The sequence below is a fragment of the Streptomyces sp. NPDC056169 genome, from assembly GCF_042268445.1.
Taxonomy (GTDB): domain Bacteria; phylum Actinomycetota; class Actinomycetes; order Streptomycetales; family Streptomycetaceae; genus Streptomyces.
This window is the reverse complement of record NZ_JBHJUO010000013.1, coordinates 35460-59639: the sequence shown is the minus strand read 5'-3', so window position 1 is coordinate 59639 and position 24180 is coordinate 35460. Positions and strand designations below refer to the sequence as shown.

Annotated in this window: 20 protein-coding genes; 11 read left to right on the top strand and 9 right to left on the bottom strand. The window is 71.6% G+C overall.

Annotated features, from left to right (window positions below):
- The first annotated feature begins 77 nt into the window (after positions 1-77).
- Positions 78-1307, top strand: a complete 1230-nt coding sequence (locus tag ACFC0G_RS22335) for a GNAT family N-acetyltransferase (protein ID WP_376405871.1) — start codon at positions 78-80, stop codon at positions 1305-1307.
- Here the strand turns inward: ACFC0G_RS22335 and ACFC0G_RS22330 are convergent.
- Together ACFC0G_RS22330 and ACFC0G_RS22325 are read right to left on the bottom strand one after the other, a co-directional pair.
- Positions 1304-2122 carry an Fpg/Nei family DNA glycosylase gene (locus tag ACFC0G_RS22330; protein ID WP_376405869.1) on the bottom strand — a complete coding sequence of 273 codons (819 nt, stop codon included), beginning with the start codon at positions 2120-2122 and terminating at the stop codon, positions 1304-1306. The two genes, ACFC0G_RS22335 and ACFC0G_RS22330, sit on opposite strands and share 4 nt — an antisense overlap.
- Before the next feature lie 11 nt (positions 2123-2133).
- Entirely contained in the window at positions 2134-2616 is a 483-nt protein-coding gene (locus ACFC0G_RS22325) for a ribose-5-phosphate isomerase (RefSeq protein ID WP_376405867.1), read from the bottom strand.
- 196 nt (positions 2617-2812) lie between these two features.
- Between ACFC0G_RS22325 and ACFC0G_RS22320 the strand changes: the two genes are divergently transcribed.
- Complete coding sequence (locus tag ACFC0G_RS22320) at positions 2813-4252, top strand: amino acid permease (RefSeq protein ID WP_376405865.1); 1440 nt, start codon at positions 2813-2815, stop codon at positions 4250-4252.
- A gap of 68 nt (positions 4253-4320) precedes the next feature.
- Here the strand turns inward: ACFC0G_RS22320 and ACFC0G_RS22315 are convergent, their stop codons facing one another.
- A complete protein-coding gene (locus ACFC0G_RS22315) occupies positions 4321-4914 on the bottom strand; it encodes a biotin transporter BioY (RefSeq protein WP_376405863.1) in 594 nt (197 codons plus the stop codon).
- A 254-nt stretch (positions 4915-5168) separates the two neighbouring features.
- Between ACFC0G_RS22315 and ACFC0G_RS22310 the strand changes: the two genes are divergently transcribed.
- The 3 genes from ACFC0G_RS22310 (at position 5169) to ACFC0G_RS22300 (ending at position 8894) form a co-directional block, all read left to right on the top strand.
- Entirely contained in the window at positions 5169-6542 is a 1374-nt protein-coding gene (locus ACFC0G_RS22310) for an amino acid permease (protein ID WP_376405861.1), read from the top strand.
- A 116-nt stretch (positions 6543-6658) separates the two neighbouring features.
- On the top strand, positions 6659-8077 hold the full coding sequence (locus ACFC0G_RS22305; RefSeq protein ID WP_376405858.1) for an amino acid permease: 1419 nt from the start codon (positions 6659-6661) through the stop codon (positions 8075-8077).
- 172 nt (positions 8078-8249) lie between these two features.
- A complete protein-coding gene (locus ACFC0G_RS22300) occupies positions 8250-8894 on the top strand; it encodes a superoxide dismutase (protein WP_376405856.1) in 645 nt (214 codons plus the stop codon).
- 125 nt (positions 8895-9019) lie between these two features.
- Here the strand turns inward: ACFC0G_RS22300 and ACFC0G_RS22295 are convergent, their stop codons facing one another.
- Positions 9020-9652 (bottom strand): DsbA family protein, encoded by a 633-nt coding sequence (locus tag ACFC0G_RS22295; RefSeq protein WP_376405854.1) that lies wholly within the window; start codon positions 9650-9652, stop codon positions 9020-9022.
- Between the two features lie 143 nt (positions 9653-9795).
- Between ACFC0G_RS22295 and pepN the strand changes: the two genes are divergently transcribed.
- A complete protein-coding gene (gene pepN, locus ACFC0G_RS22290; protein ID WP_376405852.1) occupies positions 9796-12345 on the top strand; it encodes an aminopeptidase N in 2550 nt (849 codons plus the stop codon).
- Positions 12346-12482: 137 nt separating this feature from the next.
- Positions 12483-13490, top strand: a complete 1008-nt coding sequence (locus tag ACFC0G_RS22285) for a hypothetical protein (RefSeq protein WP_376405850.1) — start codon at positions 12483-12485, stop codon at positions 13488-13490.
- A gap of 13 nt (positions 13491-13503) precedes the next feature.
- Here ACFC0G_RS22285 and ACFC0G_RS22280 read toward each other — a convergent pair whose 3' ends face one another.
- The 5 genes from ACFC0G_RS22280 to ACFC0G_RS22260 form a co-directional block, all read right to left on the bottom strand.
- Complete coding sequence (locus ACFC0G_RS22280) at positions 13504-14646, bottom strand: serine hydrolase domain-containing protein (protein ID WP_376405848.1); 1143 nt, start codon at positions 14644-14646, stop codon at positions 13504-13506.
- A 159-nt stretch (positions 14647-14805) separates the two neighbouring features.
- Entirely contained in the window at positions 14806-15273 is a 468-nt protein-coding gene (locus ACFC0G_RS22275; RefSeq protein WP_376405846.1) for an NUDIX hydrolase, read from the bottom strand.
- 9 nt (positions 15274-15282) lie between these two features.
- Positions 15283-15894, bottom strand: a complete 612-nt coding sequence (locus tag ACFC0G_RS22270) for an HPP family protein (protein ID WP_376405844.1) — start codon at positions 15892-15894, stop codon at positions 15283-15285.
- Between the two features lie 77 nt (positions 15895-15971).
- Positions 15972-16859, bottom strand: a complete 888-nt coding sequence (locus ACFC0G_RS22265) for a pyridoxamine 5'-phosphate oxidase family protein (protein ID WP_376405842.1) — start codon at positions 16857-16859, stop codon at positions 15972-15974.
- A gap of 117 nt (positions 16860-16976) precedes the next feature.
- Positions 16977-17432, bottom strand: a complete 456-nt coding sequence (locus tag ACFC0G_RS22260; RefSeq protein ID WP_376405840.1) for a VOC family protein — start codon at positions 17430-17432, stop codon at positions 16977-16979.
- Between the two features lie 131 nt (positions 17433-17563).
- On the opposite strand from ACFC0G_RS22260, the gene ACFC0G_RS22255 reads away from it, so the two are divergent.
- The 4 genes from ACFC0G_RS22255 to ACFC0G_RS22240 all read left to right on the top strand — a co-directional run bounded on the left by ACFC0G_RS22255 (position 17564) and on the right by ACFC0G_RS22240 (position 24146).
- Positions 17564-18106 (top strand): CGNR zinc finger domain-containing protein, encoded by a 543-nt coding sequence (locus tag ACFC0G_RS22255; RefSeq protein ID WP_376405838.1) that lies wholly within the window; start codon positions 17564-17566, stop codon positions 18104-18106.
- A 253-nt stretch (positions 18107-18359) separates the two neighbouring features.
- Entirely contained in the window at positions 18360-21680 is a 3321-nt protein-coding gene (locus ACFC0G_RS22250) for a S8 family serine peptidase (RefSeq protein WP_376405836.1), read from the top strand.
- A gap of 145 nt (positions 21681-21825) precedes the next feature.
- Positions 21826-22842, top strand: coding sequence for an aspartate-semialdehyde dehydrogenase (locus ACFC0G_RS22245; protein WP_376405834.1), 1017 nt, complete (start codon positions 21826-21828; stop codon positions 22840-22842).
- Positions 22843-22922: 80 nt separating this feature from the next.
- Positions 22923-24146, top strand: coding sequence for a TerD family protein (locus ACFC0G_RS22240; RefSeq protein ID WP_376405832.1), 1224 nt, complete (start codon positions 22923-22925; stop codon positions 24144-24146).
- Positions 24147-24180: the final 34 nt, after the last annotated feature.

Below are 24180 nucleotides of genomic sequence, written 5' to 3'. Positions count from 1 at the left end.
ATCGTGCAGGGGTACCCCGGTGACAATGTGCGCGAAATCGGGTCGCCCCGGACGCGCGCCGCTGATATCGATGGCATATGACGACTGAACTGCGCGTACTCGAACCGACGGACTGGGACCGCTGGTACGAGGTTCTGGAGCTGGCGTTCGGGGGCGTGGCGGAGGCTCCGGAGGAGCGGGCGCTGTGGCGCGACCTGACCGAGTTCGACCGCTCCCTGGGGGTGTGGGACGGCGACCTGTGCGTGGGCACGGCGGGTGCCTTCTCGTTCCGGCTCACGGTGCCGGGCGGGGCTTCGGTGCCGGCCGGCGGGGTGACGATGGTGAGCGTGGCGGGGACGCACCGCCGGCGCGGGATCCTGACCTCGATGATGCGGCGGCAGCTGGACGACCTGCGGGCCGCCGGCGAGTCGGTCGCGGTGCTCACGGCCTCGGAGCCGGAGATCTACGGGCGGTTCGGCTACGGCATCGCCGCGTACTCGGCGCGGACCACGATCGACACGACCCGGGTACGGCTCTCTGTGCCGGAGGGCACGGACGGGGTCACTTTGCGCCAGGCCGATCTGACGGAGTCCAACGCGGTGTGCGAGGCGGTCTACGCGAAGCTGGTGCCCGGACGGCCGGGGATGCTGGCCCGGCAGCCCGGGTGGGAGCGGCTGGCGCTGCTCGACGCGCCTGCCGACCGGGAGGGTGCCTCGCCGAAGCTGTGCGTGCTCGCGGAACGGGGCGGGGAGGTCGTGGGGTTCACGCACTACGCGATCAAGCCGGAGTGGTCGTTCTCGGGCGCCGACGGTGTCGTCACGGTCCATCAGCTGATGGGGCTCGACGCGGTGGCGGAGGCGGCGCTGTGGCGGTTCCTCTGCTCGGTGGACCTGACCCGGGAGGTACGGCTCCTCAGCCGGCCGGTGGACGACGGCTGGCAGCACCTGGTGAGCGATGTACGGCGCTGCTCGCCGATGCTGCGGGACGGTCTGCACGTGCGTCTGGTGGAGGTGGGTGCGGCGCTGGAGGCGCGGACGTACCAGGCGCCGGTGGACGTGGTGTTCGAGGTCGAGGACGCGTTCTGTCCCTGGAACGAGGGACGTTGGCGGCTGACGGGTGACACGAAGGGCGCGACGTGCGTCCGGACCTCGGATCCGGCGGACCTCGAACTGTCCGTGCGGGAGCTGGGCGCGGCGTACCTGGGCGGGGTGTCGCTGGTGTCGCTGGCGGCGGCGGGGCGCGTGCGGGAGCTGCGGGAAGGTGCGCTCGTGGAGGCGTCGGTCGCCTTGGGGTCCCCGGTGGCGCCGTGGCTGCCGCACGGGTTCTAGGGGGTCTGGCAGCCGGGGCACCAGAAGAGGTTGCGGGCGGCGAGGTCGGCGGTGCGGATCTCGTCGCCGCAGATGTGGCAGGGCTGGTGGGTCCTGCGGTAGACGTACACCTCGCCGCCGTGGTCGTCGACGCGCGGCGGGCGGCCCATCGCCTCGGGCGTGTGCTCGGGGCGGACGGTGTCGATGCGGTTGAGGCGGACGCCCTCGCGCATCAGCGCGGCGAGGTCGGTCCAGATCGCGTCCCACTCCCCCGGTGTCAGGTCCTTGCCCGCGCGGTAGGGGTCGATGCCGTGCCGGAAGAGGACCTCGGCGCGGTAGACGTTGCCGACGCCGGCGATGACCTTCTGGTCCATGAGCAGGGCGGCGACGGTGGTGCGGGACTTCGAGATCCGGCGCCAGGCCTTGCCGGGGTCGTCGCCGGGCCGGAGCGGGTCGGGTCCGAGGCGGTCGTGTATCGCCTGCTTCTCGGCGTCCGTGACGAGCGCGCACGTCGTGGGGCCGCGGAGGTCGACGTACGCCTCGGGGTTGGCGAGCCGCAGCCGGACGGTGTCGGTGGGCGGCGGGGCCGGGGCGCCGGTGGTGTCCCCGAAGGTCACCTTGCCGAAGAGGCCGAGGTGGATGTGGATCCACTCCTCGCCGCGGAAGCCGAGGAAGAGGTGCTTGCCGTGGGCCTCGGTGGTCTCCAGGACGCCGCCGTCGAGCAGGGCCGCCGAGTCGGCGAACTTGCCCTGCGGGCTGGAGACGCGCACGGGTCGGCCGCCGAACCGCTCACGGTGGTCGGCGGCCAGCCGGTGGATGGTGTGACCTTCGGGCATCGGGCGGCGGACTACTGCGGGTGGTGGGCCGGGATCGGGGGGAGCTCGCCGGTGTTCTCGTAGTGGCTGAGCATGTCGATCCGGCGGGTGTGGCGCTCGTCACCCGAGTACGGCGTGTTCAGGAAGATCTCGACGAACTTCGTCGCCTCTTCCTGGGTGTGCATGCGGCCACCGACGGAGATCACGTTGGCGTTGTTGTGCTCGCGGCCGAGGGCGGCGGTCTGCTCGCTCCAGGCGAGGGCGGCGCGCACCCCCTTCACCTTGTTCGCGGCGATCTGCTCGCCGTTGCCGGAGCCGCCGATGACGATGCCCAGGCCGTCCGGGTCCGCGGCCGTCTTCTCGGCGGCGCGGAGGCAGAACGGCGGGTAGTCGTCGAGGGCGTCGTAGATGTGCGGACCACAGTCGACGGGCTCGTGGCCGTGTGCCGTGAGCCACTCGACGAGGTGGTTCTTGAGTTCGTAGCCGGCGTGGTCGGAACCGATGTAGACGCGCATGGTGCCGAGTGTGGCATGTCAGGGCGCGGGTAGCGGTCAGCGGGGTCGGGACGTTCACCCGGCCTGGTATGGACCTTCGCCTCTCGCGGAGTGGTCCTCACAACTATCCGGAATGAGGTCTTCCGATCACCCCCTCTCACAGGGTTCAATGCTCGGGCTCGCGACCCGAGCGTCCCCCACACGTTAGGAAGCGTTCATGAACACGCAGCCGACCCTGGAGAAGGAAGGCGGAACGGCCGGTACGGCCGATACTCCGCAGTCCTCCGACGGTCTCAAGGCCGGGCTCAAGAACCGTCATCTGTCGATGATCGCCATCGGCGGCGTGATCGGCGCCGGCCTCTTCGTCGGCTCGGGATCCGGCATCGCCGCGGCCGGCCCCGCGATCCTGCTCTCCTACGCGCTCGTCGGCGCCATGGTCGTCTTCGTGATGCGGATGCTCGGCGAGATGGCCGCCGCCCGGCCGTCCTCCGGCTCCTTCTCCGCCTACGCCGACCGGGCCCTCGGCCGCTGGGCCGGCTTCAGCATCGGCTGGCTGTACTGGTTCTTCTGGGTCGTCGTCCTCGCCGTCGAGGCGACCGCGGGCGCCAAGATCCTGGAGGGCTGGATCCCGGCCGTACCGCAGTGGGGCTGGGCGCTCATCGTGATGGTGGTGCTCACCCTCACCAACCTCGGCTCGGTCGCCTCGTACGGCGAGTTCGAGTTCTGGTTCGCCGGCATCAAGGTCGTGGCCATCGGCGCCTTCGTCGTCATCGGCCTGCTCGCGGTCTTCGGCGTCCTGCCGGGCTCGGACAACCCGGGCACGGGCTTCGCGCACCTCACCGACGCCGGGGGCTTCTTCCCGATGGGCGCGGGCGCGGTCCTCACCGGTGTGCTGATGGTCGTCTTCTCCTTCATGGGCAGCGAGATCGTCACCCTGGCCGCCGGTGAGTCGGAGGACCCGCAGAAGGCGGTCACCAAGGCCACCAACAGCGTGATCTGGCGGATCGGCGTCTTCTACCTGGGCTCGATCTTCGTCGTCCTGACGCTGCTGCCGTGGAACGACAAGTCGATCGTCGAGAAGGGCTCGTACGTCGCCGCCCTCGACTCCATCGGCATCGCGCACGCCGGCCAGATCATGAACGTGATCGTCCTGACGGCCGTCCTGTCCTGCCTGAACTCGGGCCTCTACACCGCTTCCCGCATGGCGTTCTCGCTCGGGCAGCGCGGCGACGCGCCGAAGGCCTTCGCCAAGGTCAACAAGCGGGGCGTGCCGACGGCCGCGATCCTCGGCTCCGTCGTCTTCGGCTTCGTCGCGGTCTTCTTCAACTACAAGTGGCCGGACACCGTCTTCGCCTTCCTGCTGAACTCCTCCGGCGCGGTCGCGCTCTTCGTCTGGCTGGTCATCTGCGTGACCCAGCTGAAGATGCGCGGCATCATCCTGCGCGAGACGCCGGAGAAGCTGGTCGTGAAGATGTGGCTCTTCCCGTACCTGACCTGGGCGACGATCGTCATGATCGTCGGCGTCCTCGGCTACATGGTCTACGACGGCGGCAGCAACCGCGACCAGGTCGTGCTGTCCCTGCTCGTCGCCGCGCTGGTCATCGCGATCGCGCTGGTCCGGCAGCGGATGGCGAAGGCGTCGGCCGAGCGCCCGTAGTCCCCGCACGTACGAGAGGGCCCGTCGTTCCCCCGGAACGACGGGCCCTCTCGCGTACCGCGACGTGCTCAGCCCTTGCGGCCGACGAGCTTCCAGGCGGCCGGCAGGACGCCCATGGCGAGCGCGGCCTTGAGCGCGTCGCCGATCAGGAACGGGGTGAGGCCCGCGGCGACGGCCTGGCCGAAGGTCATGCCGGTGGCGAGCGCCAGGTAGGGCACGCCGACCGCGTAGATGATCGCGGAGCCGAGGGCCATCGCGCCGGCCGTGCGGAGCACCGAGCGGTCGGCGCCGCGGCGGGCGAGGGCGCCGACGACGGTCGCGGCGAGCATCATGCCGAGGATGTAGCCGAAGGACGGCATCCCGTAGCCCGAGGTGGCCTGCGCGAACCACGGCACGCCCGCCATGCCCGCCACGGCGTACGCGGCGAGGGCCAGGAAGCCGCGGCGGGCGCCGAGCGCGGTGCCGACGAGCAGGGCGGCGAAGGTCTGGCCGGAGACCGGGACCGGGGAGCCGGGGACCGGGACGGAGATCTGCGCGGCGAGGCCGGTCAGGGCGGCGCCGCCGACGACCAGGGCGATGTCGCGGGCGCGGCTCGCGGGGAGCAGGTCGGCGAGGACGGCGCCCGCACGGAGGGGACGGACGGGGGCGGCGGCGGTGCTCATCGGTACTCCGCGGGGTGAGGGTGAGTGGGACAGGTTGACGCTATGCCAGGAGTGACCGCCCGATCACCGTCAGCCGCCCACAAAGCGGCGGTCGAGCGCTTCGTGGAGACCGAACAAAGCCGGCCGATCACGCCTCGCGCCACGTGACGCTTGTCACTGGGAACTCGTGCATGGAGGTCCCTTTTGCGCCAGAGGACCTTCACTGGAGAGACTGTGGGGTCTCCATAAACCGTCAGAGAGCACGAGCCCCCCACATGCACGACTCCCTCACCCCCGAACCGGAGCCCCTCTCCCACGGTCTGAAACAGCGTCATCTGACGATGCTGGGGCTCGGCGGGGTGATCGGCGCCGGGCTCTTCGTCGGTTCGGGCGCGGGCATCGCGGTCGCCGGTCCCGGCATCGTCGTCTCGTACCTGATAGCGGGCGCGCTCGCGATGCTCGTCATGCGGATGCTGGGCGAGATGTCGGCGGCGATGCCCGCCTCCGGGGCGTTCTCGGTCCACGCCGAGCGGGCGCTCGGCCGCTGGGCGGGCTTCTCGGTTGGCTGGCTGTACTGGTTCCTGCTGGTCGTCGTCCTCGCCGTGGAGGCGACGGGCGCGGCGCGGATCGCGAACGGCTGGGCGCCGGGGGTCCCGCAGTGGGGCTGGGTGCTGATCTTCATGGTCGTCTTCACCCTCGCCAACCTGGCGGCGGTGAAGAACTTCGGCGAGTTCGAGTTCTGGTTCGCCGCGCTCAAGGTCGGCGCGATCGTCCTCTTCCTGATCCTCGGCACGCTGGCGATCGTCGGCCGGCTGCCCGACACGGACCCGGTGGGGCTCGCGAACCTGACCGGTCAGGGCGGTTTCCTGCCGAACGGCTGGGCGGGGGTCGTCTCCGGTGTCCTCGCCGTCGTCTTCGCCTTCGGCGGCCTGGAGGTCGTGACGATCGCGGCGGCCGAGTCGGACGACCCGGCGAGGAACGTGGCGCGGGCGGTGCGCAGCGCGGTGTGGCGGATCCTCCTCTTCTACGTGGGCTCGATGCTGGTCATCGTGACGCTGCTGCCGTGGACGTCGATGGAGCCGGGCCAGTCGCCGTACGTGGCGGTCCTGGACGCGATCGGGGTGCCGGCGGCGGGCCAGATCATGAACGTGGTGGTGTTCGTGGCGCTGCTCTCGGCGCTCAACGCCAACCTGTACGGCTCGTCCCGGATGGTGTTCTCGCTCGCGGAGCGCGGGGAGGCGCCGAAGGGGCTGCTCCGGGTCTCGCCCGGCGGGGTGCCGCGCCGGGCGGTCCTCGCCTCGGTGGCCTTCGGCTTCGTCTCCGTACTCCTCAATCTAAAGTGGCCGGATTCCGTCTTCCTCTACATGCTCAACGCGGTCGGCGCGGTGCTGCTCTTCGTCTGGGCTCTGATCGCGGTCTCGCAGCTGAAGCTGCGGCGCCGGATCGAGCGCGAGGCACCGGAGACGCTGACGCTGAGGATGTGGGGTTTCCCGTGGCTGACCTGGGTGGCGCTCGCCGCGATGGCGGCGGTGCTCGTCCTGATGCTGACGGACGACGCGGCGCGGCCGCAGGTGCTGTGGTCGGGGGCGGCGACCGGGGCGGTCCTACTGGTCGCGTGGGTGCGGGAGCTGCGTACGAACCGGTCATGAACCTTCACTTTGTGTGAAGGTCGTGCCCGTATAGCGGACATCGGTTCCCTCTGAGCGGTGCGCCCGCCCAGACTGTGGGCTCCCTCCCCGTCTCAGCTAGTGAACAGGGTTCGCCCATGTCTCGGACCACCGCGCCCGCGCCGGCCGACCGCAAGGACGGCGCGACCGCACCCGCCGAGGGCCTCACGCACGGCCTCAAGCAGCGCCACCTCTCGATGATCGCCCTCGGTGGCGTCATCGGTGCCGGCCTCTTCGTCGGCTCCGGCGCCGGCATCGCCGCCGCCGGTCCCTCGATCGTCATCGCCTACGCGATCTCGGGTGTGCTCGTCATGCTCGTGATGCGCATGCTCGGCGAGATGTCGGCGGCGAACCCGGCCTCCGGCTCCTTCTCCGTCCACGCCGAGCGCGCCTTCGGCTCCTGGGCGGGCTTCACCTCGGGCTGGGCCTTCTGGTTCCTGCTCTGTGTCGCCGTCGGCCTGGAGGGCATCGGCGCGGCGAACATCATGACCGGCTGGTTCCCCGGCAGCCCCGAGTGGGCCTGGGTCGCGCTCTTCATGGTGGTCTTCACCGTCACCAACCTGGCGGCCGTGAAGAACTTCGGCGAGTTCGAGTTCTGGTTCGCCGCCCTCAAGGTCGGCGCGATCGTCCTCTTCCTCGGCATCGGCGTCCTCGCCATCACCGGTCTCCTGCCGGGCACGGACGCCCCCGCGCCCGGCACGACGAACCTCACCGGCGACGGCGGCTTCTTCCCGCACGGCTCCGAGGGTCTGATCGTCGGCCTGCTCGCCTCCGTCTTCGCGTACGGAGGCCTGGAGACGGTCACCATCGCGGCCGCCGAGTCCGAGCACCCGGTGCAGGGCGTCGCCAAGGCCGTCCGTACGGCGATGTGGCGGATCGCGCTCTTCTACATCGGCTCGATGGCGGTCATCGTCACCCTCGTCCCGTGGGACGACAAGGCGGTCGTCGAGAAGGGCCCGTACGTCGCGACCCTGGACCACCTGGGCATCCCGGCCGCCGGCCAGATCATGAACGTGGTCGTGCTCGTCGCCCTGCTCTCCGCGATGAACGCCAACATCTACGGCGCCTCCCGCATGGCCGGTTCGCTCGTCGCGCGCGGCCAGGGTCCGAAGGCGCTCGGCCGGCTCTCCGGCGGGGTCCCGCGCGCGGCCGTGCTCGTCTCCTCCGTCTTCGGCTTCGGCTGCGTGCTGCTGAGCTACTGGCGGCCGGACGACATCTTCATCTGGCTGCTCAACACCATCGGCGCGATCATCCTCGTCGTCTGGTTCTTCATCGCCGCCTCCCAGCTGGTGCTGCGCCGCCGCACCGAGCGCGAGGCGCCGGAGAAGCTGGTCGTGCGGATGTGGGCCTTCCCGGTGCTGACCTGGGTGGCGCTGGCCGGCATGGCGGCGATCTTCTTCCTGATGGCCCGCGAGGAGGGCACGCGCGTGCAGCTGTACTGGACGGGCGGCCTGACGCTGCTGCTCGCCGCCGTCGGCTTCGTACGCCAGAAGGCGGCGGCGGGCCGTCCTTCCTGATCCGTACCGCCTCGGCGCGAAACCCCCGAACCGCCTCCTGGGTTCGGGGGTTTCGCCATGTCCGGGCCCCCGGACCTAGGGCGAAGGACTGATCAACAACTCCCGCACCTACTGTTAGCCTGCACTTGCATATAGGTTGCAATAAGCAGGAGCAGTCGAAGGGGCCGGGCACATGGCGATCTACACACTTCCTGAGCTGCCGTACGACTACGCGGCGCTGGAGCCGGTGATCAATCCGCAGATCATCGAGCTGCACCACGACAAGCACCACGCCGCGTACGTCAAGGGCGCGAACGACACCCTGGAGCAGCTGGAGGAGGCCCGCGACAAGGACCAGTGGGGCGCGATCAACGGCCTGGAGAAGAACCTCGCGTTCCACCTCTCCGGCCACATCCTCCACTCCATCTACTGGAACAACATGAACAGCCCGAAGGACGGGGGCGGCGGCGAGCCGCTGGCCGCCGACGGCGTCGGTGAGCTCGCGGACGCGATCACCGAGTCCTTCGGCTCCTTCGCCAAGTTCAAGGCCCAGCTGACGAAGGCCTCCGCGACCACCCAGGGCTCCGGCTGGGGTGTCCTCGCGTACGAGCCGATCAGCGGCCGGCTGATCGTCGAGCAGGTCTACGACCACCAGGGCAACGTCGGCCAGGGCTCGGTCCCGGTCCTCGTCTTCGACGCCTGGGAGCACGCCTTCTACCTGCAGTACAAGAACCAGAAGGTGGACTTCATCGAGGCGATGTGGCAGGTCGTCAACTGGCAGGACGTGCACAAGCGCTACCAGGCGGCCAAGGCCTCGATCCCGCTGATCTCGTTCTGATCAGAGCCTGAGAAGGCACCCGTCGTCCTGCTCGTGATCGTCTTCTCAACCTTCACGTTGCAGGCGGATGAAAGAAGGACCCCCGCGATGACAGGAATCGCGGGGGTCCTTCCGTTCACGGGGTCCTACTCGAAGCTGGGCGCCGCCGTCCGGGTGCGCTTGATCTCGTAGAAGCCCGGCGTCGACGCCACGAGCAGCGTGCCGTCCCACAGCCGGGCCGCCGCCTCGCCGCGCGGGGTCGGGGTGACGACCGGGCCGAAGAAGGCGACCTCGTCGCCCGTCGGGCCCGGCACCGCGATGACCGGGGTGCCGACGTCCTGGCCGACCTTGTCGATGCCCTCGCTGTGCGAGGCGCGCAGCTCGGTGTCGTACGTGTCCTTCTCCGCGAAGTCCGCGAGGTCCTCCGGCAGGCCGACGTCCGTCAGCGCGCCGACGATCGCCTCACGCGTCGGGCCCTCGCCGTTGTTGTGGAAGCGGGTGCCGAGCGCCGTGTAGAGCTTGCCGACGACCTCGTCGCCGTGCAGCTGCTGGGCGGCGACGACGACGCGGACCGGGCCCCAGGCCTGGGTCAGCAGCTCGCGGTACTCGGCCGGGAGCTCGTCGAGCCGGTTCTCGTTGAGCACGGCCAGGCTCATGACCTTCCAGCGCACGTCGACCGGGCGCACCTGCTCCACCTCCAGCATCCAGCGGGAGGTCATCCAGGCCCACGGGCACATCGGGTCGAAGTAGAACTCTGCGGTGGTCCTGCTCTCGGACATGTCACTCCTCGGTACTGCCGTGATGAAGGCGGTGCGCCGAAAGGAGCAAACGCCACGGGCGAGCGAAGGCATTCCCGTGTGCCGCGTGACAGTGGCACATGGGAGAATCGCTGCTGTTTCGAACGTGCCACGAAGGAGTGACCGTGCCCGGTGAGAATCTGTCCCGCGACGAGGCCCACGAGCGGGCCGCGCTGCTGTCCGTCGACGGGTACGAGGTCGTCCTCGACCTGCGTTCGGCGGTCGGCGACTCCGCCGAGGCGGTGCGCACCTTCCGCTCGGAGACGACGATTCGCTTCCGGCGCACCGGCGAGGGCACGAGCAGGTTCGTCGACCTGATCGCCCCGTCCGTGAACGCGGTCACCCTCAACGGCCGCGCCCTGGACCCGGCCGTCGTCTTCGACGGCTCGCGGATCGCCGTCGACGGTCTCGCCGACGAGAACGTGCTGGTGGTGGACGCGCAGTGCGCCTACAGCCGGACCGGCGAGGGCATGCACCGCTTCGTCGACCCGGAGGACGGCGAGGTCTACCTCTACACGCAGTACGAGCCGGCCGACGCCCGCCGCGTGTACGCGAACTTCGAGCAGCCCGACCTCAAGGCCCCGTACCGCTTCGCGGTGACCGCGCCCGAGGGGTGGACGGTCTGGTCGAACGGCGCCGGGGAGCAGGACGCCGAGGGTGTGTGGCGGTTCGCCGAGACGGCGCCGATCTCCACGTACATCACCTGCGTCGTGGCGGGCCCGTACCACTACGTGACCGACAGCTACGAGCGCGGCGACCTGACGATCCCGCTCGGCGCGATGTGCCGCAAGAGCCTCGCGAAGCACTTCGACGCGGACGACGTCTTCCTGATCACCAAGCAGGGCTTCGACTTCTTCCACGACAACTTCGACTACCCGTACCCCTTCGGGAAGTACGACCAGGCCTTCGTCCCCGAGTACAACCTCGGCGCGATGGAGAACCCGGGCATGGTGACCTTCCGCGAGGAGTACATCTACCGGGGCAAGGTCACGCAGGCCGCGTACGAGAGCCGGGCCAACGTCATCCTCCACGAGATGGCGCACATGTGGTTCGGCGACCTGGTCACCATGGTGTGGTGGGACGACCTGTGGCTGAAGGAGTCCTTCGCGGACTTCATGGGCTCCTTCGTGAACGCCGAGGCGACCCGCTTCACCAACAGCTGGGTCACCTTCGCCAACAACCGCAAGGCCTGGGCGTACCGCGCCGACCAGCTGCCGTCCACGCACCCGATCACGGCCGACATCCGTGACCTGGAGGACGCCAAGCTCAACTTCGACGGCATCACGTACGCCAAGGGCGCGTCGGTGCTGAAGCAGCTCGTGGCGTACGCGGGCCGGGACGCGTTCCTGGAGGGCGCGCGCCGCTACTTCAAGCGCCACGCCTACGGGAACACGCGCCTCGCCGACCTCCTCTCGATCCTGGAGGAGACCTCGGGCCGCGACATGAAGGCCTGGGCGAAGTCCTGGCTCCAGACCTCCGGCGTGAACAGCCTGACGCCGGCCGTCACCTACGACGCGGAGGGCCGGATCACCGAGCTCGCCGTCCTCCAGGAGGGCGACGAGCTCCGTCCGCACCGGGCGGCGGTCGGTCTCTACCGGCTGTCGGCCGACGGCGACCTCGTGCGCTTCGCGCGCGCCGAGGCCGACATCACCGGCGCCCGGACGGTCGTCGCGGAGCTGGCGGGCGAGGAGAAGCCCGACCTGGTGCTCGTCAACGACGACGACCTGACCTACTGCAAGATCCGCTTCGACGAGGGCTCGCTCGCCACCCTGCGCGCGCACCTCGGCGACATCACCGACCCGCTGGCCCGCGCCCTGTGCTGGTCGGCGCTGTGGAACCTGACCCGCGACGGCCTGATGCCCGCCCGGGACTTCGTCTCCGTCGCGCTCGCCTTCGCGGGCCGCGAGACCGACATCGGCGTGCTCCAGATGGTGCACGCCTGGGCGAAGTCGGCCGTCACCCTCTACGCGACGCCCGCGTGGCGCGAAGAGGGCGGGCGCCTGCTCGCCGAGGGCGGTCTGCGCGAGCTGCGGGTGGCCGAGCCGGGCAGCGAGCACCAGCTGACCTGGGCGCGGTTCTTCGCGGCCACGGCCGGCACGGACGCCGACTTCCAGCTCCTGGAGGGGCTGCTCGACGGCACCGCGAAGATCGACGGGCTCGACGTCGACCAGGAGCTGCGCTGGGCGCTGCTCTCCCCGCTGGCCGTGCACGGCCGGGCGGACGAGGGGCGGATCGGCGAGGAGCTGTCCCGCGACGACACGGCGACGGGCAAGCGGCACCAGGTGCGCCTGCTGGCCTCGCGGCCCTCGGCGGCCGTCAAGGCACAGGCGTGGGCGCAGGTCGTCGAGTCGGACACCCTGTCGAACGCGCTGGTGGAGGCGACGATCGCGGGCTTCGTCCAGCCCTCGCAGCGCGAGCTGATCGCCCCGTACGCGGAGAAGTACTTCGCGGCGATCGAGCGGCTGTGGGCCGACCGGTCGATCCAGATCGGCATGGACGTGGTCAAGGGCCTCTTCCCGGGGCTCCAGGACAGTGACGAGACGCTGGCCGCGGCGGACGCCTGGCTGACGGCGCACGAGTCGGCTGCGCCGGCGCTGCGCCGCCTCGTCCTGGAGGCGCGGGACGACCTGGCGCGGGCGCTGCGGGCGCAGGCCTGCGACGGGCTCGCGGCGTAGCACCTCGGAACACCTCGGACGGCGGGCGGACCCTCATCGGCACTCGAACGCGCGTACTTTAGGGCGAGGTTGTCCCTAAATGTCGACGAGTGTGTAACAGGGGTTAGGGGAGCCTTCGGGAGCGGAAGACCCCCGGCATGAACCACAACACCCCCATCACCCCCCGCCCCCTCCCCCTCGCCTCCCGCACGGGACGCACCCAACGGCTCGCGTCCGCCGCCCAGTTGAGGACCCAGGGCGTTCCCGCCGGCGAGGTCGCCGCGCGCTGCCGGCCCGGCGGCGGCTGGCAGCAGCTCCTCCCGGGCGTCTTCCTCCTCCAGCCCGGCCCCCCGACCAGCGAGGACCGGCTCAACGCCGCGCTCCTGTACGCCCGTCGGGCCGGGACCGTCCCCCTCCAGGGCCCCGAGGCGATGATCACCGGACTCGCCGCGCTGACCCTGCACCGCTTCTCGTCCGCTCCCCCGCTCACCGCCCTGGACCGGATCGACGTGCTGGTCCCGCGCACCCGGCGGCTGCGCTCCACCGGCTGGGTGCGGGTGGTGCGCGCCGTCGAGCACCCCGAGCCCGTGGAGCTCACCGGCGTCCCCGTCGCCCCCGCCGCCCGTGCCGTCGCCGACGCGGTCGCGGGCCTCTCGGACGCCGAGACCGTCCGCCGGCTGCTCACCGAGGCGGTCCGCGGCGGCCACTGCGAACCGGCCGCGATCGTGCGGGAGTTGAGCCGGGCCCGGCTGCTGACCCGGCCGCACGTGGTGGACGCGGTGGACACGCTCCTCGCGGAGGGGCGCTCGCTCTCCGAGGAGCGGCTGTACGAGATGGTGCGGGAGTTCGCCCTGCCGGACCCGCTGTGGAACGTGGACCTGCGGCTGCCGGGCGGCCCGCACCTGGGCGGGGTGGACGCCTACTGGCCGGACCAGGCGGTCGCCGTCGAGCTGGACACCCGGGCGCCGCGGCAGGACGACGACGCGCTGTGGTCCGAGTACACCCGCAAGCGCGAGCACCTGGAGCGGCTCGGCATCACGGTCGTCCATCTGACCCCGCGCAAGCTGCGCGAGGCCCTCGACCAGCAGGCCACCGTGGTCCGTACGGCCCTGATGGCCGCGGCGGACCGGAAGCCCGGTGCGTATGTCGTCGTCCTGCCGCGCTGAGGGGTCGGCCGCGTCAGCCGCAGAACTCGCCTTCCACGACGGCCTGGGTGTCGCCCGTCCAGTCGGCGTTGAAGTTCAGGGCGATCGAGTGGTTGCCGTCCCGGGTGGCCTGGGCGTCGGAGGAGGAGCCGTGGATGCCGCCGCCGTGGCCCCAGATCTCCTGGCCGCAGCTCAGCTTCTGCTTCATGAGCCCGAGTCCGTACTCCGTTCCGGGAAGTTCGGGAGAGATCGGAACCGTGGTGGTCATCTCCTTCAGTTCGGCCTTCGGGAGGAGCCGGCCCTTGAGCAGGGCGCGGTAGAAGGTCTGGAGGTCGTTCGAGTCGGAGATCATCTCGCCGGCCGCGTAGGCGATGGTGGGGCTGAGCCGGCTGACGTCGTGGACCGGCGCGTTCGGGCCGGCGTCGGAGTTGAGCGTGGACCAGGCCGGTGAACTCGGCTTCGGCATCCGCACGTCGGTGCCGGGGACGCTGGTGGCGCGGAGCTTGAGCGGCTTGATGATCCGGTTCTCGACCGCCTTGCCGTACGGGCGGCCCGTGACCTTCTCGATCACCATGCCGGCCAGGACGTAGTTGGTGTTGGAGTAGTTCCAAGCGGTGCCGGGGGCGAAGTCCGGTGCGTGGGTCATCGCGATGTCGACGAGCTGCTTCGGGGTCCAGCGGTCGTAGCGGTGCTCCAGGAAGCCGGGGCCGAAGACCTTCTCCTGGAAGCCGGGGTCGGCGGTGACGCTGTAGACGCCGCTGGTGTGGTTGAGCAGCTGGCGGACGGTGATCTTCCGGCCGTCGTGGCCGTTGCCCTGGACGACTCCGGGCAGCCACTTCTCGACCGGGTCGTCGAGGTCGATGCGGCCCTCGGCCTGGAGCTGGAGGAGGACGGTGGCGACGAAGGTCTTGGTGATGGAACCGACGCGGTAGCGGTCGTCGCCCTTGCGCTCGCCGGCGGTGCCGGTCCAGGCGGTCCGCCCGTCGCGGGCCTGGGCGACGGCGCCGGGCACTCCGGCGTCGACCGCCGCCTGGAGCGCCTGCTGGGTGGCCGCGTGGTCCTGCTTCACCGGCGCGGGCGCGGGTGCCGCCAGGGCGGGTGCGGCGAGGGCGGTGGCGGCGAGGCCGGCCACCAGGGTGGCGGCGACGACGGTGCGGGCGGTGCGTACGGCTGACATGCGGGCTCCCCTGTTGCTGTTCTGGTCCTGCGAACGCTGTGCTGCGAACGCTGTCCTGCGAACGCTGTGCTGCGGTCGGCGGGGAGGACCGCGGGGGTTGCCGCGACGGTTGAGCGGGAGCGCGGTGGTTGAGCCTCTTTCAGCCGTTCGGCGGAGAAGTCAGTCGTTCGACGGATCGGCGAGACGGGAGCGGCCGACCGGGGGCCGCTCGCGCCACAGGTCGAGGCCGATGTCGACGAGGTCGACGCGGGGCAGACCGGGGACGGTGTCGAGCGGATGCCAGGCGGCGAGGTCCGTGGAGCCGCCGGTCTCGTTGCGCAGCGCACCCCCGGTGACCTGCGCCTCGTAGATGATCCGCAGGCCCTGGAAGTCACCGGGAACGCCGAGGCGGCGGATCCAGCTCCGGCGGATCGAGTCGATGCCGAGGAGGGCGGTGGGTTCGGTGAGGTACCCGGTCTCCTCCTCGACCTCGCGGACGACGGCGTCGACGGGCTCCTCGCCGTGGTCCATTCCGCCGCCCGGCAGGGTCCACCGCTTGGTGCCGTCGCTCGACACCCAGCGGGCGAGGAGGACCTCGTCGTCACGAACGCACACGGCGTAGGCCGCCACCCTCAAGTCCTGCTTCATGCACCGAGGTTAGAACCAGTACGCCGGGTACGTCCGGCCCGCGGCACGGGCGCCGCCGAGGCCGACCGCGACCAGGAGGAGGGAGGCGAGGGCGAGAAGGCCGAGAAACGACCAGAACGGCGGGGACTGGAGGGCGACGATCACGGCGGTGGCCGCGGCCGGCGAGTGCGGGGTGCGGGCGCACTGCATCACGCCGAGGGCGAGGCCGCCCGCGACCGCGGCGCCCCAGAGGCCGGGGCCGGCGACGGCGAGGACCGCGAAACCGGTGAGGGCGGAGAGCAGTTGACCGCCGATGACGGAGCGCGGCTGGGAGAGCGGCAGGTCGGGGGCGCCTGCGACCAGCGCCATGCTCGCCGCGAGCGGCGGGATGAGCAGGGGCTGGTGGAGGAGCGTGCCGACGGCGACCAGGAGGAGGAGCCCGGTGACGGCGGCGGCGGTGCCGCCGAGGAGGACGCGGGGGCGGGGGCGGGCGGGGGGTCCGGGCCGGGGGCGCGTGGGGGCGACGGGGCCTTCGGGGGCTGCCGCCGCGGGTACTTCGGGGGCCGTGGTCGCGGGGTCCGGAGCCGTGGTCGCGGGCGTGGGCGTGGTGGTGGTCGTCGCGGGGGCCGGGGTGGTGGGCACGGGCGGTCCTCGGGTCAGGGGTGGTCGGGTCGGGGCGCGATCGAGTCCGGACGCGGCCGGGTCGGGGCGTGGTCCGGTCAGGGCGTGATCGGGTTGGCCGGGGAGTACTCCGGTGCGGACCAGCGCAGGGGGCTGCCGGCCGGGGTCTCGACCGTGCGGTCGATCCGGAAGCGGGTGACCCGCCCCTCGGGGCCGTACTCGGTGTGCGCGAGGCCGCTGAGCTGGAGGGTCGTCCCCGTCTCCCAGTCGAGGAAGAGCAGGCCGGCGCGGCCGTCCTCCTCCAGGTTGCCCAAGGTCAGGAACATCGCGTTGCCGGGGTAGTCCCGCCAGCTGATCTCCCGGGGCGCGTCGACCCGGACGAAGCCCGGGTTGCCGCCGCGGTGGCTCGCGTCGACGCCGTCGGGCGCGGCGGTGGCGACGAAGAAGGTGTCGGCGGCACGGACGCGGCGCACCTGGTCGGGGTTGAGCACCTCGCCGTGCCGCACGGCACCGGACTCGGGGAGGGCGGCGGCCCCGGAGCCGTACAGCTCCCGCTTCTGCAGGTACTTCGGGCAGTTGGAGAAGACCTGCTCGGCCTCGATCGTGAACCCGCGTGCACTGGGCCGGGCGATGCCGTTGAGGCGCATGCGGCGGCGGGTGCGGGGGTCGAGGGCGAGGGTGCCGACGGGGGTGCCCCCGGTGGTGACGGCGGCGGCGAGCGGGTCGTGGGCGGGGACGCCGCCGGCGACGGAGACGGTGTGCGGGCCGGTGGCCCGGGTGAAGCCGGGGGCGCCGGTGAGCAGGGTCGACCAGACCCGCCCTTCGGGGTCGGCGGCGCCGATCACCAGCATCGGCTGGGCCTGGAGAAAGGCGGCGGCGACGGGGCGGATGCCGGGGGTGATGGAGCGGCCCACGTGTTCGGCGAGGTCGCGGACGCCGAAGCGGGACTGCAGGGCGAGGGAGCCGGAGTGATAGGCGACGCCCATGACGGGTCCTCCAGAGGTGCGGGTCGCGGGATGTACGGGGCCTGGGCGCGGGTGGCGCGTTCGGGTTGTGCCCACCCGTTCCGCCCCGGCGGAACGCATGCCCACAACTAGGTCCGGCTAGAAGAAGCCGCAGGTGGGGGCCGTGCCCGACGGGGCCTCGGCCTCTTCCGGGAGCTTCGGGGTGGAGATCTCCAGGCGGGTGCCGTCCGGGTCGTGGAAGAAGATGCCGCCGGAGGCCGCGCCCTCGTGGTGGGCGACGACGCCCTCGTACGCGAAGGTGGCGCCGCTCGCGGTGAGCGCGGCCTCGGCGGCGCGGACCTGCTGGACGGACTCGACCTCGAAGGCGAGGTGGTGCAGTCCCGGGCGGCCGGAGTCGTACGTGCCCTCGGCCTGCTGCCAGAGGGTGAGGACCAGGCGGCCGTCCTGGCCGAGGAAGGCGAAGCGGCTGCCCTCCTCCTTGCCCTCGCCGAGGACGTCGAAGCCGAGGACGTCCCGGTAGAAGGCGAGCGAGCGCTCCAGGTCGGTGACGTTGAGGCCGACGTGGTGGGTGGCGAGCGTGCCGATCACGGACATGACTGTCCCTTCGTCGCAGTGGCCGGCCCCCCTCGGGCTAACCTCTCACTTCGAGATTAGTGGTTAGATGCGAGCAGCGTCAACCGCTCACGTACTCTTGAGGGGTTAGTTCACCGAGGAGGGTGCCCGCCATGACCGCCACCGACCCGCGACCGCTCACCGGCGAGCCCGTCTCCCTCGACCTGCTCAACACCCGCTGGAACGAGGAGGGCGTCCGCCAGGACCTGCTCACCGGCGTCGAGGGGCTCGCCGTCTGGCTCGCCGCCAACGGCCTGGAGGGCCGGTTCACCGCCGATGCCGGCACCCTGCTCCACACCCTCGCCGCCCGGGACGCGCTCGCCGCGCTCGTCGACGCCCCCGGCGACCCCGCCGCCACCGCCCGCGTCGACGCCGTCCTCGACCACGGCCGCATCCGGGCCACCCTCACCCCCGAAGGCCCCGGCGAGGAGGCCGAGTTCGCGGACCCCGCCTGGGGGCCCGGCTGGACCGCCGCCCGCGACTACCTCGACCTGCTGCGCACCGCGCCCGACCGCATCCGGGCCTGCGCCCACGAGGCGTGCATCCTGCACTTCTTCGACACCTCGCGGAACGGCACCCGCCGCTGGTGCTCGATGGCGATCTGCGGCAACCGGGCGAAGGCCTCGCGCCACTACGCCCGCACGAAGGAGAGCTGACCCGGCCCGGCCCCGACCCCGACCCCGGCCCGCCCCGGCCCGGGCCCGGCCCGGCCCTGCCCTCCAGGGCCGCTAACTCACCCCGGTTCACACCGTTTTCTTCCCGATGGCGCATCCCTGGCGCTGGCGGGTTCCCGCCTCGGCGGCAACCCGGCCCCGGGTAACTCTCCACAAACCCCTGTCTTTTACGAAAGGCTGAGCGGTCATCCGGCACCGAAATCCGGACTCTCTCCTTTCACAAACAGGGATGTAAATGACCACCCCCGAAACTCGGAGCTCCATACCCGGAAGCTCGACGCACGGGCACAGACGCGCGGCCCGCATCGCCGCCGCTGCCGGCCTCGTCGCCGCGCTCGTCGCGACCGGCGCCGCGCCCGTGCTCGCCACCGAGGCCCCGGTGACCACTCCCCCGGTGAAGTCCTCGAACCCGGCCGACAAGCTCGGCGCCATCGACGCCCAGCGGCTCACCGAGGCGGAGGCGAGCGGCGAGAAGAACGTCACCGTCCTCGTCGCCACCGCCCCCGGCGCCACCGAGCAGGTCGCGGGCCAGCTCGACGCCGTCGCCGGCGCCTCCGTGGGCAAGCGGCAGGACGCGCTCGGCTACGTCCGCGCGACCCTGCCGACCGCGAAGGCCGAGGCCGCCATCAAGGCCGCCACGCAGCTCGCCTCCGTGCAGTCGATCGACCTCCAGGCCGAGATCGCCCTGGACGACCCGACCCCGGACGCGGGCGCGGCCACGGGCGCCGTCGACGGCACCACCGTCACGACGACGTACCCGGCCCCGGGCAAGTACACCCCGGCGAAGAACCCGTACAACCCGTCGCACGAGACGGGCGCGGTCGACTTCGTCAAGGAGCACCCCAAGGCCGACGGCCGGGGCGTGACCATCGGCATCCTGGACTCCGGCGTCGACCTCGGTCACCCGGCCCTCGCGAAGACCACCACCGGCGAGCGCAAGATCGTCGACTGGGTCACCGCCACCGACCCGCTGACCGAGGGCGACGCCACCTGGCGCGCCCAGGTCACCCCGGTCACCGGCCCGGTCTTCACCGCCTCCACGCAGAGCTGGACGGCCCCGGCGGGCTCGTTCCAGTTCAGCCGCTTCACCGAGTCGGTCACCGCGGGCGGCGACCCCAAGGGCGACATCAACCGGGACGGCGACACCACCGACGTCTTCGGCATGCTGTACGACCCGGCCGCCGGAACCGTCCGCGTGGACACCGACCAGAACAACGACTTCACGGACAACGCGCCGCTGAAGCCGTACAAGGACGGGTACCAGGTCGGCTACTTCGGTACCGACGACCCGGCCACCGAGGTCGTCGAGAAGACCCCGTTCGTCGTCGAGATCCGCAAGGACGTCGCGATGGACCCGCTCGGCGGGACCTGGGTCGGCCAGAAGCGCGACTTCGTCAACGTCGGCCTCGTCGAGTCCTCCCACGGCACGCACGTCGCCGGCATCACCGCCGCCCACGGCCTCTTCGGCGGGAAGATGAACGGCGCCGCCCCCGGCGCGAAGATCGTCTCCTCGCGCGCGTGCACCTGGAGCGGCGGCTGCACCAACACCGCCCTCACCGAGGGCATGACGGACCTCGTCGTCAACCGCGGCGTCGACATCGTCAACATGTCGATCGGCGGCCTGCCGCAGCAGAACGACGGCGACAACGTCCGTTCGCGCCTCTACACCCGCCTGATCGACCAGTACGGCGTCCAGCTGGTCATCTCGGCCGGCAACGAGGGCCCCGGCATCAACACGATCGGCGACCCCGGCCTGGCCGACAAGGTCATCTCGGTCGGCGCGGCCGTCTCCAAGGAGACCTGGGCCGCCAACTACGGCTCGGCCGTCGAGAAGAAGTACGCCATGTTCCCCTTCTCCTCGCGCGGCCCGCGTGAGGACGGCGGCTTCACCCCGACCATCACCGCCCCCGGCTCGGCCGTGAACACCATCCCGACCTGGCAGGCCGGCGCCGGCGTCGCCGAGGCGGGCTACACGCTGCCCGCCGGCTACGGCATGCTCAACGGCACCTCGATGTCCTCGCCGCAGGCGGCGGGCGCGAGCGCGCTGCTGATCTCGGCCGCGAAGCAGAAGGGCATCGCGCTCTCCCCGCTCACCCTGCGGACCGCGCTGACGTCCACCGCGCAGCGCATCCCCGGTGTCGCGGCCCACGAGCAGGGCTCGGGCCTCATGGACATCGAGGAGGCCTGGGAGTCGATCAAGGACGGCGCCACGGCGCACGACTACAAGGTCGAGGCCCCGGTCGACACCGTGATCTTCCCGGCCCCGCACACCGGCACCGGTGTGTACGACCGCGAGGGCGGCCTCAAGGTCGGCCAGAAGCGCGTCTACGACGTCACGATCACGCGCACGAGCGGCCCGAACCGGTCGATCGAGCACGAGCTCGACCTCAAGTACAACGACGGCACCTTCCGCATCCTCGGCGACGACGAGATCGACCTGCCGCTGAACAAGCCGGTCACCGTCAAGCTCCAGGCGCGCGCCGCCACCGCCGGTGCGCACAGCGTCATCCTGGAGGCCGACGACGAGCGCACCGAGGGCGTCGACAAGCAGATCCTCGCCACCTCGATCGTCGCGAGCGACCTGGTCGCCCCGGGCTACGGCTTCACCGCCTCCGGCTCGGTGCAGCGCAACAGCAGCAAGTCCTACTTCGTCACCGTGCCCGAGGGCGCCAAGACGCTGGAGGTCTCGCTGGCCGGTCTGAAGGAGAAGAGCCAGACCCGGTTCATCTCGATCCACCCGGTCGGCGTGGGCATCGAGGACAGCGCGACCACGCAGTGCTACCCGCACTACAACCCGGCCAACCAGTGCCGCCCGGACCTCCGCTCCTACGCGGACCCGACGCCGGGCGTCTGGGAGATCGAGGTCGAGTCCCGCCGTACGTCGCCGGACCTGGACAACCCGTACACCCTGGGCGTCTCCGCCCTCGGCGTCGACTTCGACCCGGCCGTGCAGACGGTCGCGGAGGCGAAGATCGGCACCCCGGCCGCGGTCCAGTGGACGGTCACGAACCGCTTCGCCGGCATCGAGGGCAAGCTGAAGGGCGGCTCGCTCGGCTCGCAGAAGAGCGAGACGCCGACCATCCAGCACCACGAGCAGCAGACCAAGACCGTCACCATCGGTGAGGGTGTGGAGCGGCTCGACATCGCCATCGGCAACACCTCGGACAAGGCCGCCGACCTCGACCTCACCGTTCTCCTGAACGGCAAGCAGGTCGGCCAGTCGGCGGACGGCGACTCCGAGGAGGCCGTCTCCCTCGTGAAGCCGGCCGCGGGCACGTACACCGTCGTCGTCGACGGCTACGCGGTCCACGCCGCGGGCGGCACCACGTACGACTACAAGGACGTGTTCTTCTCGTCCGCGCTCGGCACCGTGAAGGTCGACGAGTCGAAGTCGGTCAGCCTGGCCAACGGCGCGTCCGCCCCCGTGGCGGCCGAGGTCCTGGTCGGCGGCGCGGCCCCCGAGGGTCGCCAGTTCTTCGGCGAGGTCCAGCTGGTCAACGGCCGCGGCACCGTCGCGGGCACCGGCAGCGTCCTGATCGGCTCCGTCACCCCGTAGTACCCCGTACGTGAAGGGGCGGGCGCCGAAACCGGCGCCCGCCCTTTTCACGTCCCGACCTGTGGACAATGGATTGGACAAGGTGGCCGGGGACATACGCATCATGGACCGGCAGCACCCTGCACAAACGTACGGAGGAGTCCCCGTGAAGGTCGGAATCGTCGGAGCCACCGGTCAGGTCGGCACAGTCATGCGCAGCATCCTGGCCGAGCGGAAGTTCCCCCTCGACGAGCTGCGGCTCTTCGCCTCCGCCCGTTCCGCCGGGACCGTCGTCGACGGCGTCACGGTCGAGGACGCCTCCACCGCCGACTACACCGGCCTGGACATCGTCCTCTTCTCCGCCGGTGGCGCCACCTCCAAGGCCCTCGCCGAGAAGGTCGCCTCCCAGGGCGCCGTCGTGATCGACAACTCCTCCGCCTGGCGCCGCGACCCCGAGGTCCCGCTGGTCGTCTCCGAGGTCAACGCGCACGCGATCAAGGACCGTCCCAAGGGCATCATCGCCAACCCGAACTGCACCACGATGGCCGCCATGCCGGTCCTCAAGCCCCTCCACCAGGAGGCCGGCCTGACCGCGCTGATCGCCACCACCTACCAGGCCGTCTCCGGCTCGGGCGTGGCCGGTGTCGCCGAGCTGCGCACCCAGGCGTGTGCCGTGGCCGAGACCGCCGACCAGCTGGCGTTCGACGGCGAGGCCGTCGCGTTCCCCGAGCCCACCGTCTACAAGCGCCCGATCGCGTTCAACGTGGTCCCGCTGGCCGGTTCGATCGTCGACGACGGATCCTTCGAGACCGACGAGGAGCAGAAGCTCCGCAACGAGTCCCGCAAGATCCTGGAGATCCCCGAGCTCAAGGTCTCCGGCACCTGCGTGCGCGTCCCCGTCTTCTCCGGCCACTCGCTCCAGGTGAACGTGCGCTTCGAGCGCCCGATCAGCGTCGAGCGCGCCTACGAGCTGCTCAAGGACGCCGAGGGCGTCGTGCTCTCCGAGATCCCGACCCCGCTCCAGGCGGCCGGCAAGGACGCCTCGTACGTCGGCCGCATCCGCGTCGACGAGACGGTCGAGAACGGCCTCGCGCTGTTCCTCTCCAACGACAACCTGCGCAAGGGCGCCGCGCTGAACGCGGTGCAGATCGCGGAGCTCGTCGCGGCCGAGCTCAAGGGCTGACCCCGACACACTTCGGAGGGGCGGCTTCCCGTTGCGGGGAGCCGCCCCTCCGGCATGTCCGGCCGTGCCACAGTTCGTCCATGACCCAGATACCCCGGGGTGCCGACCTCGCCGTGCCCCCGCAGGCCCTGCACGTCGCGGTCAGCTGGCGGACCGGGTACGGGGTGCCCGACGTGGACGTCTCCGCGCTGCTCCTGGGGCCCGGGGGCCGGGTCCGCGGGGACGCCGATCTGGTCTTCTGCAACCACGCCGCGCATCCGTCGGGGGCGGTGCGGCACCTGGGGAAGTCGGCGCCCGGGGTGCCCGGCAGCCCGGCCGCGGACTGGCTCTGGCTGGACCTCGCGCGGGTGGAGCCCGACGTGGGGCGGCTCGTGATCGCGGCCTCCGTCGACGGGGGCGCCTTCGGGCGGGTCCCCGGGCTCGACGTGCGGGTCACGGACGCGGCCGGGACCTCCGTGGCGTACTGCCCGATGGAGGGCGCGACGACGGAGACCGCCTTCGTCTGCGGGGAGTTCCGGCGGCAGGCCGGCGGCTGGCGCTTCCGCGCGACCGGCCAGGGGTACGGTTCCGGGCTCGCCGGGCTCGCGACGGACTTCGGCATCGTGGTCGAGCCCCCGCCGCCCCCGATCCCGGGCCCCGGCTACGTACCGCCGCGGCCCGCGCCGGCGCCCGCCGCCGCCCCGCCCGTCCCGCGCCCCCTGCCGCTGCCCGTGTCCCTGCCCGTGCCGTCGGTCGAGTCGTACGGCGGGGACTTCCGGCCCGTCACCTACCAGGGGCGCGGCAAGGAGACCGTGCGCTGCGGCCCGGGGCTGCCGTCGGGCCGCTGGGTGCTCCTGGAGATCGAGTCGTACCACTCGCTCTCCACCACCATCGAGACCTGCGACGCGCACGGCCGCGCCGAGGACTACCTGCTCGCGGCGTACGAGGACGACGTCCGCGCCCGTACGGTCGCCCTCGTCCCGCGGGCCCGGCCGCTGGCGCTGCGGGTGGACGCCGACGCCCCCTGGACGCTGCGGGTGCTGCCCCTCTCCCACGCGCGCCGCTTCGACAGCCACGTCGAGGGGCACGCGCACGATCTGGTGGTCTACGACGGGCCGCCCGGGGTCCTCGACTTCCTGCACCGCGGCGCGTCCCGCTTCACCGTGCACCGGCACACTCCGCCGCAGGACCCGCTCTACGACGACGAGGAGCAGGAGCTGCTGGTCAACGCGGCGGGCGACGTGCGGGTGAGCGTTCCCGTGCCGGGGCCCGGGCTGTTGCGTATCAGCGGAGACGGGCCGTGGAAATGTGCCGTGCGCCGCTGAGCCACCCCGTGGAAGGATGGGCCAAACGTCACGA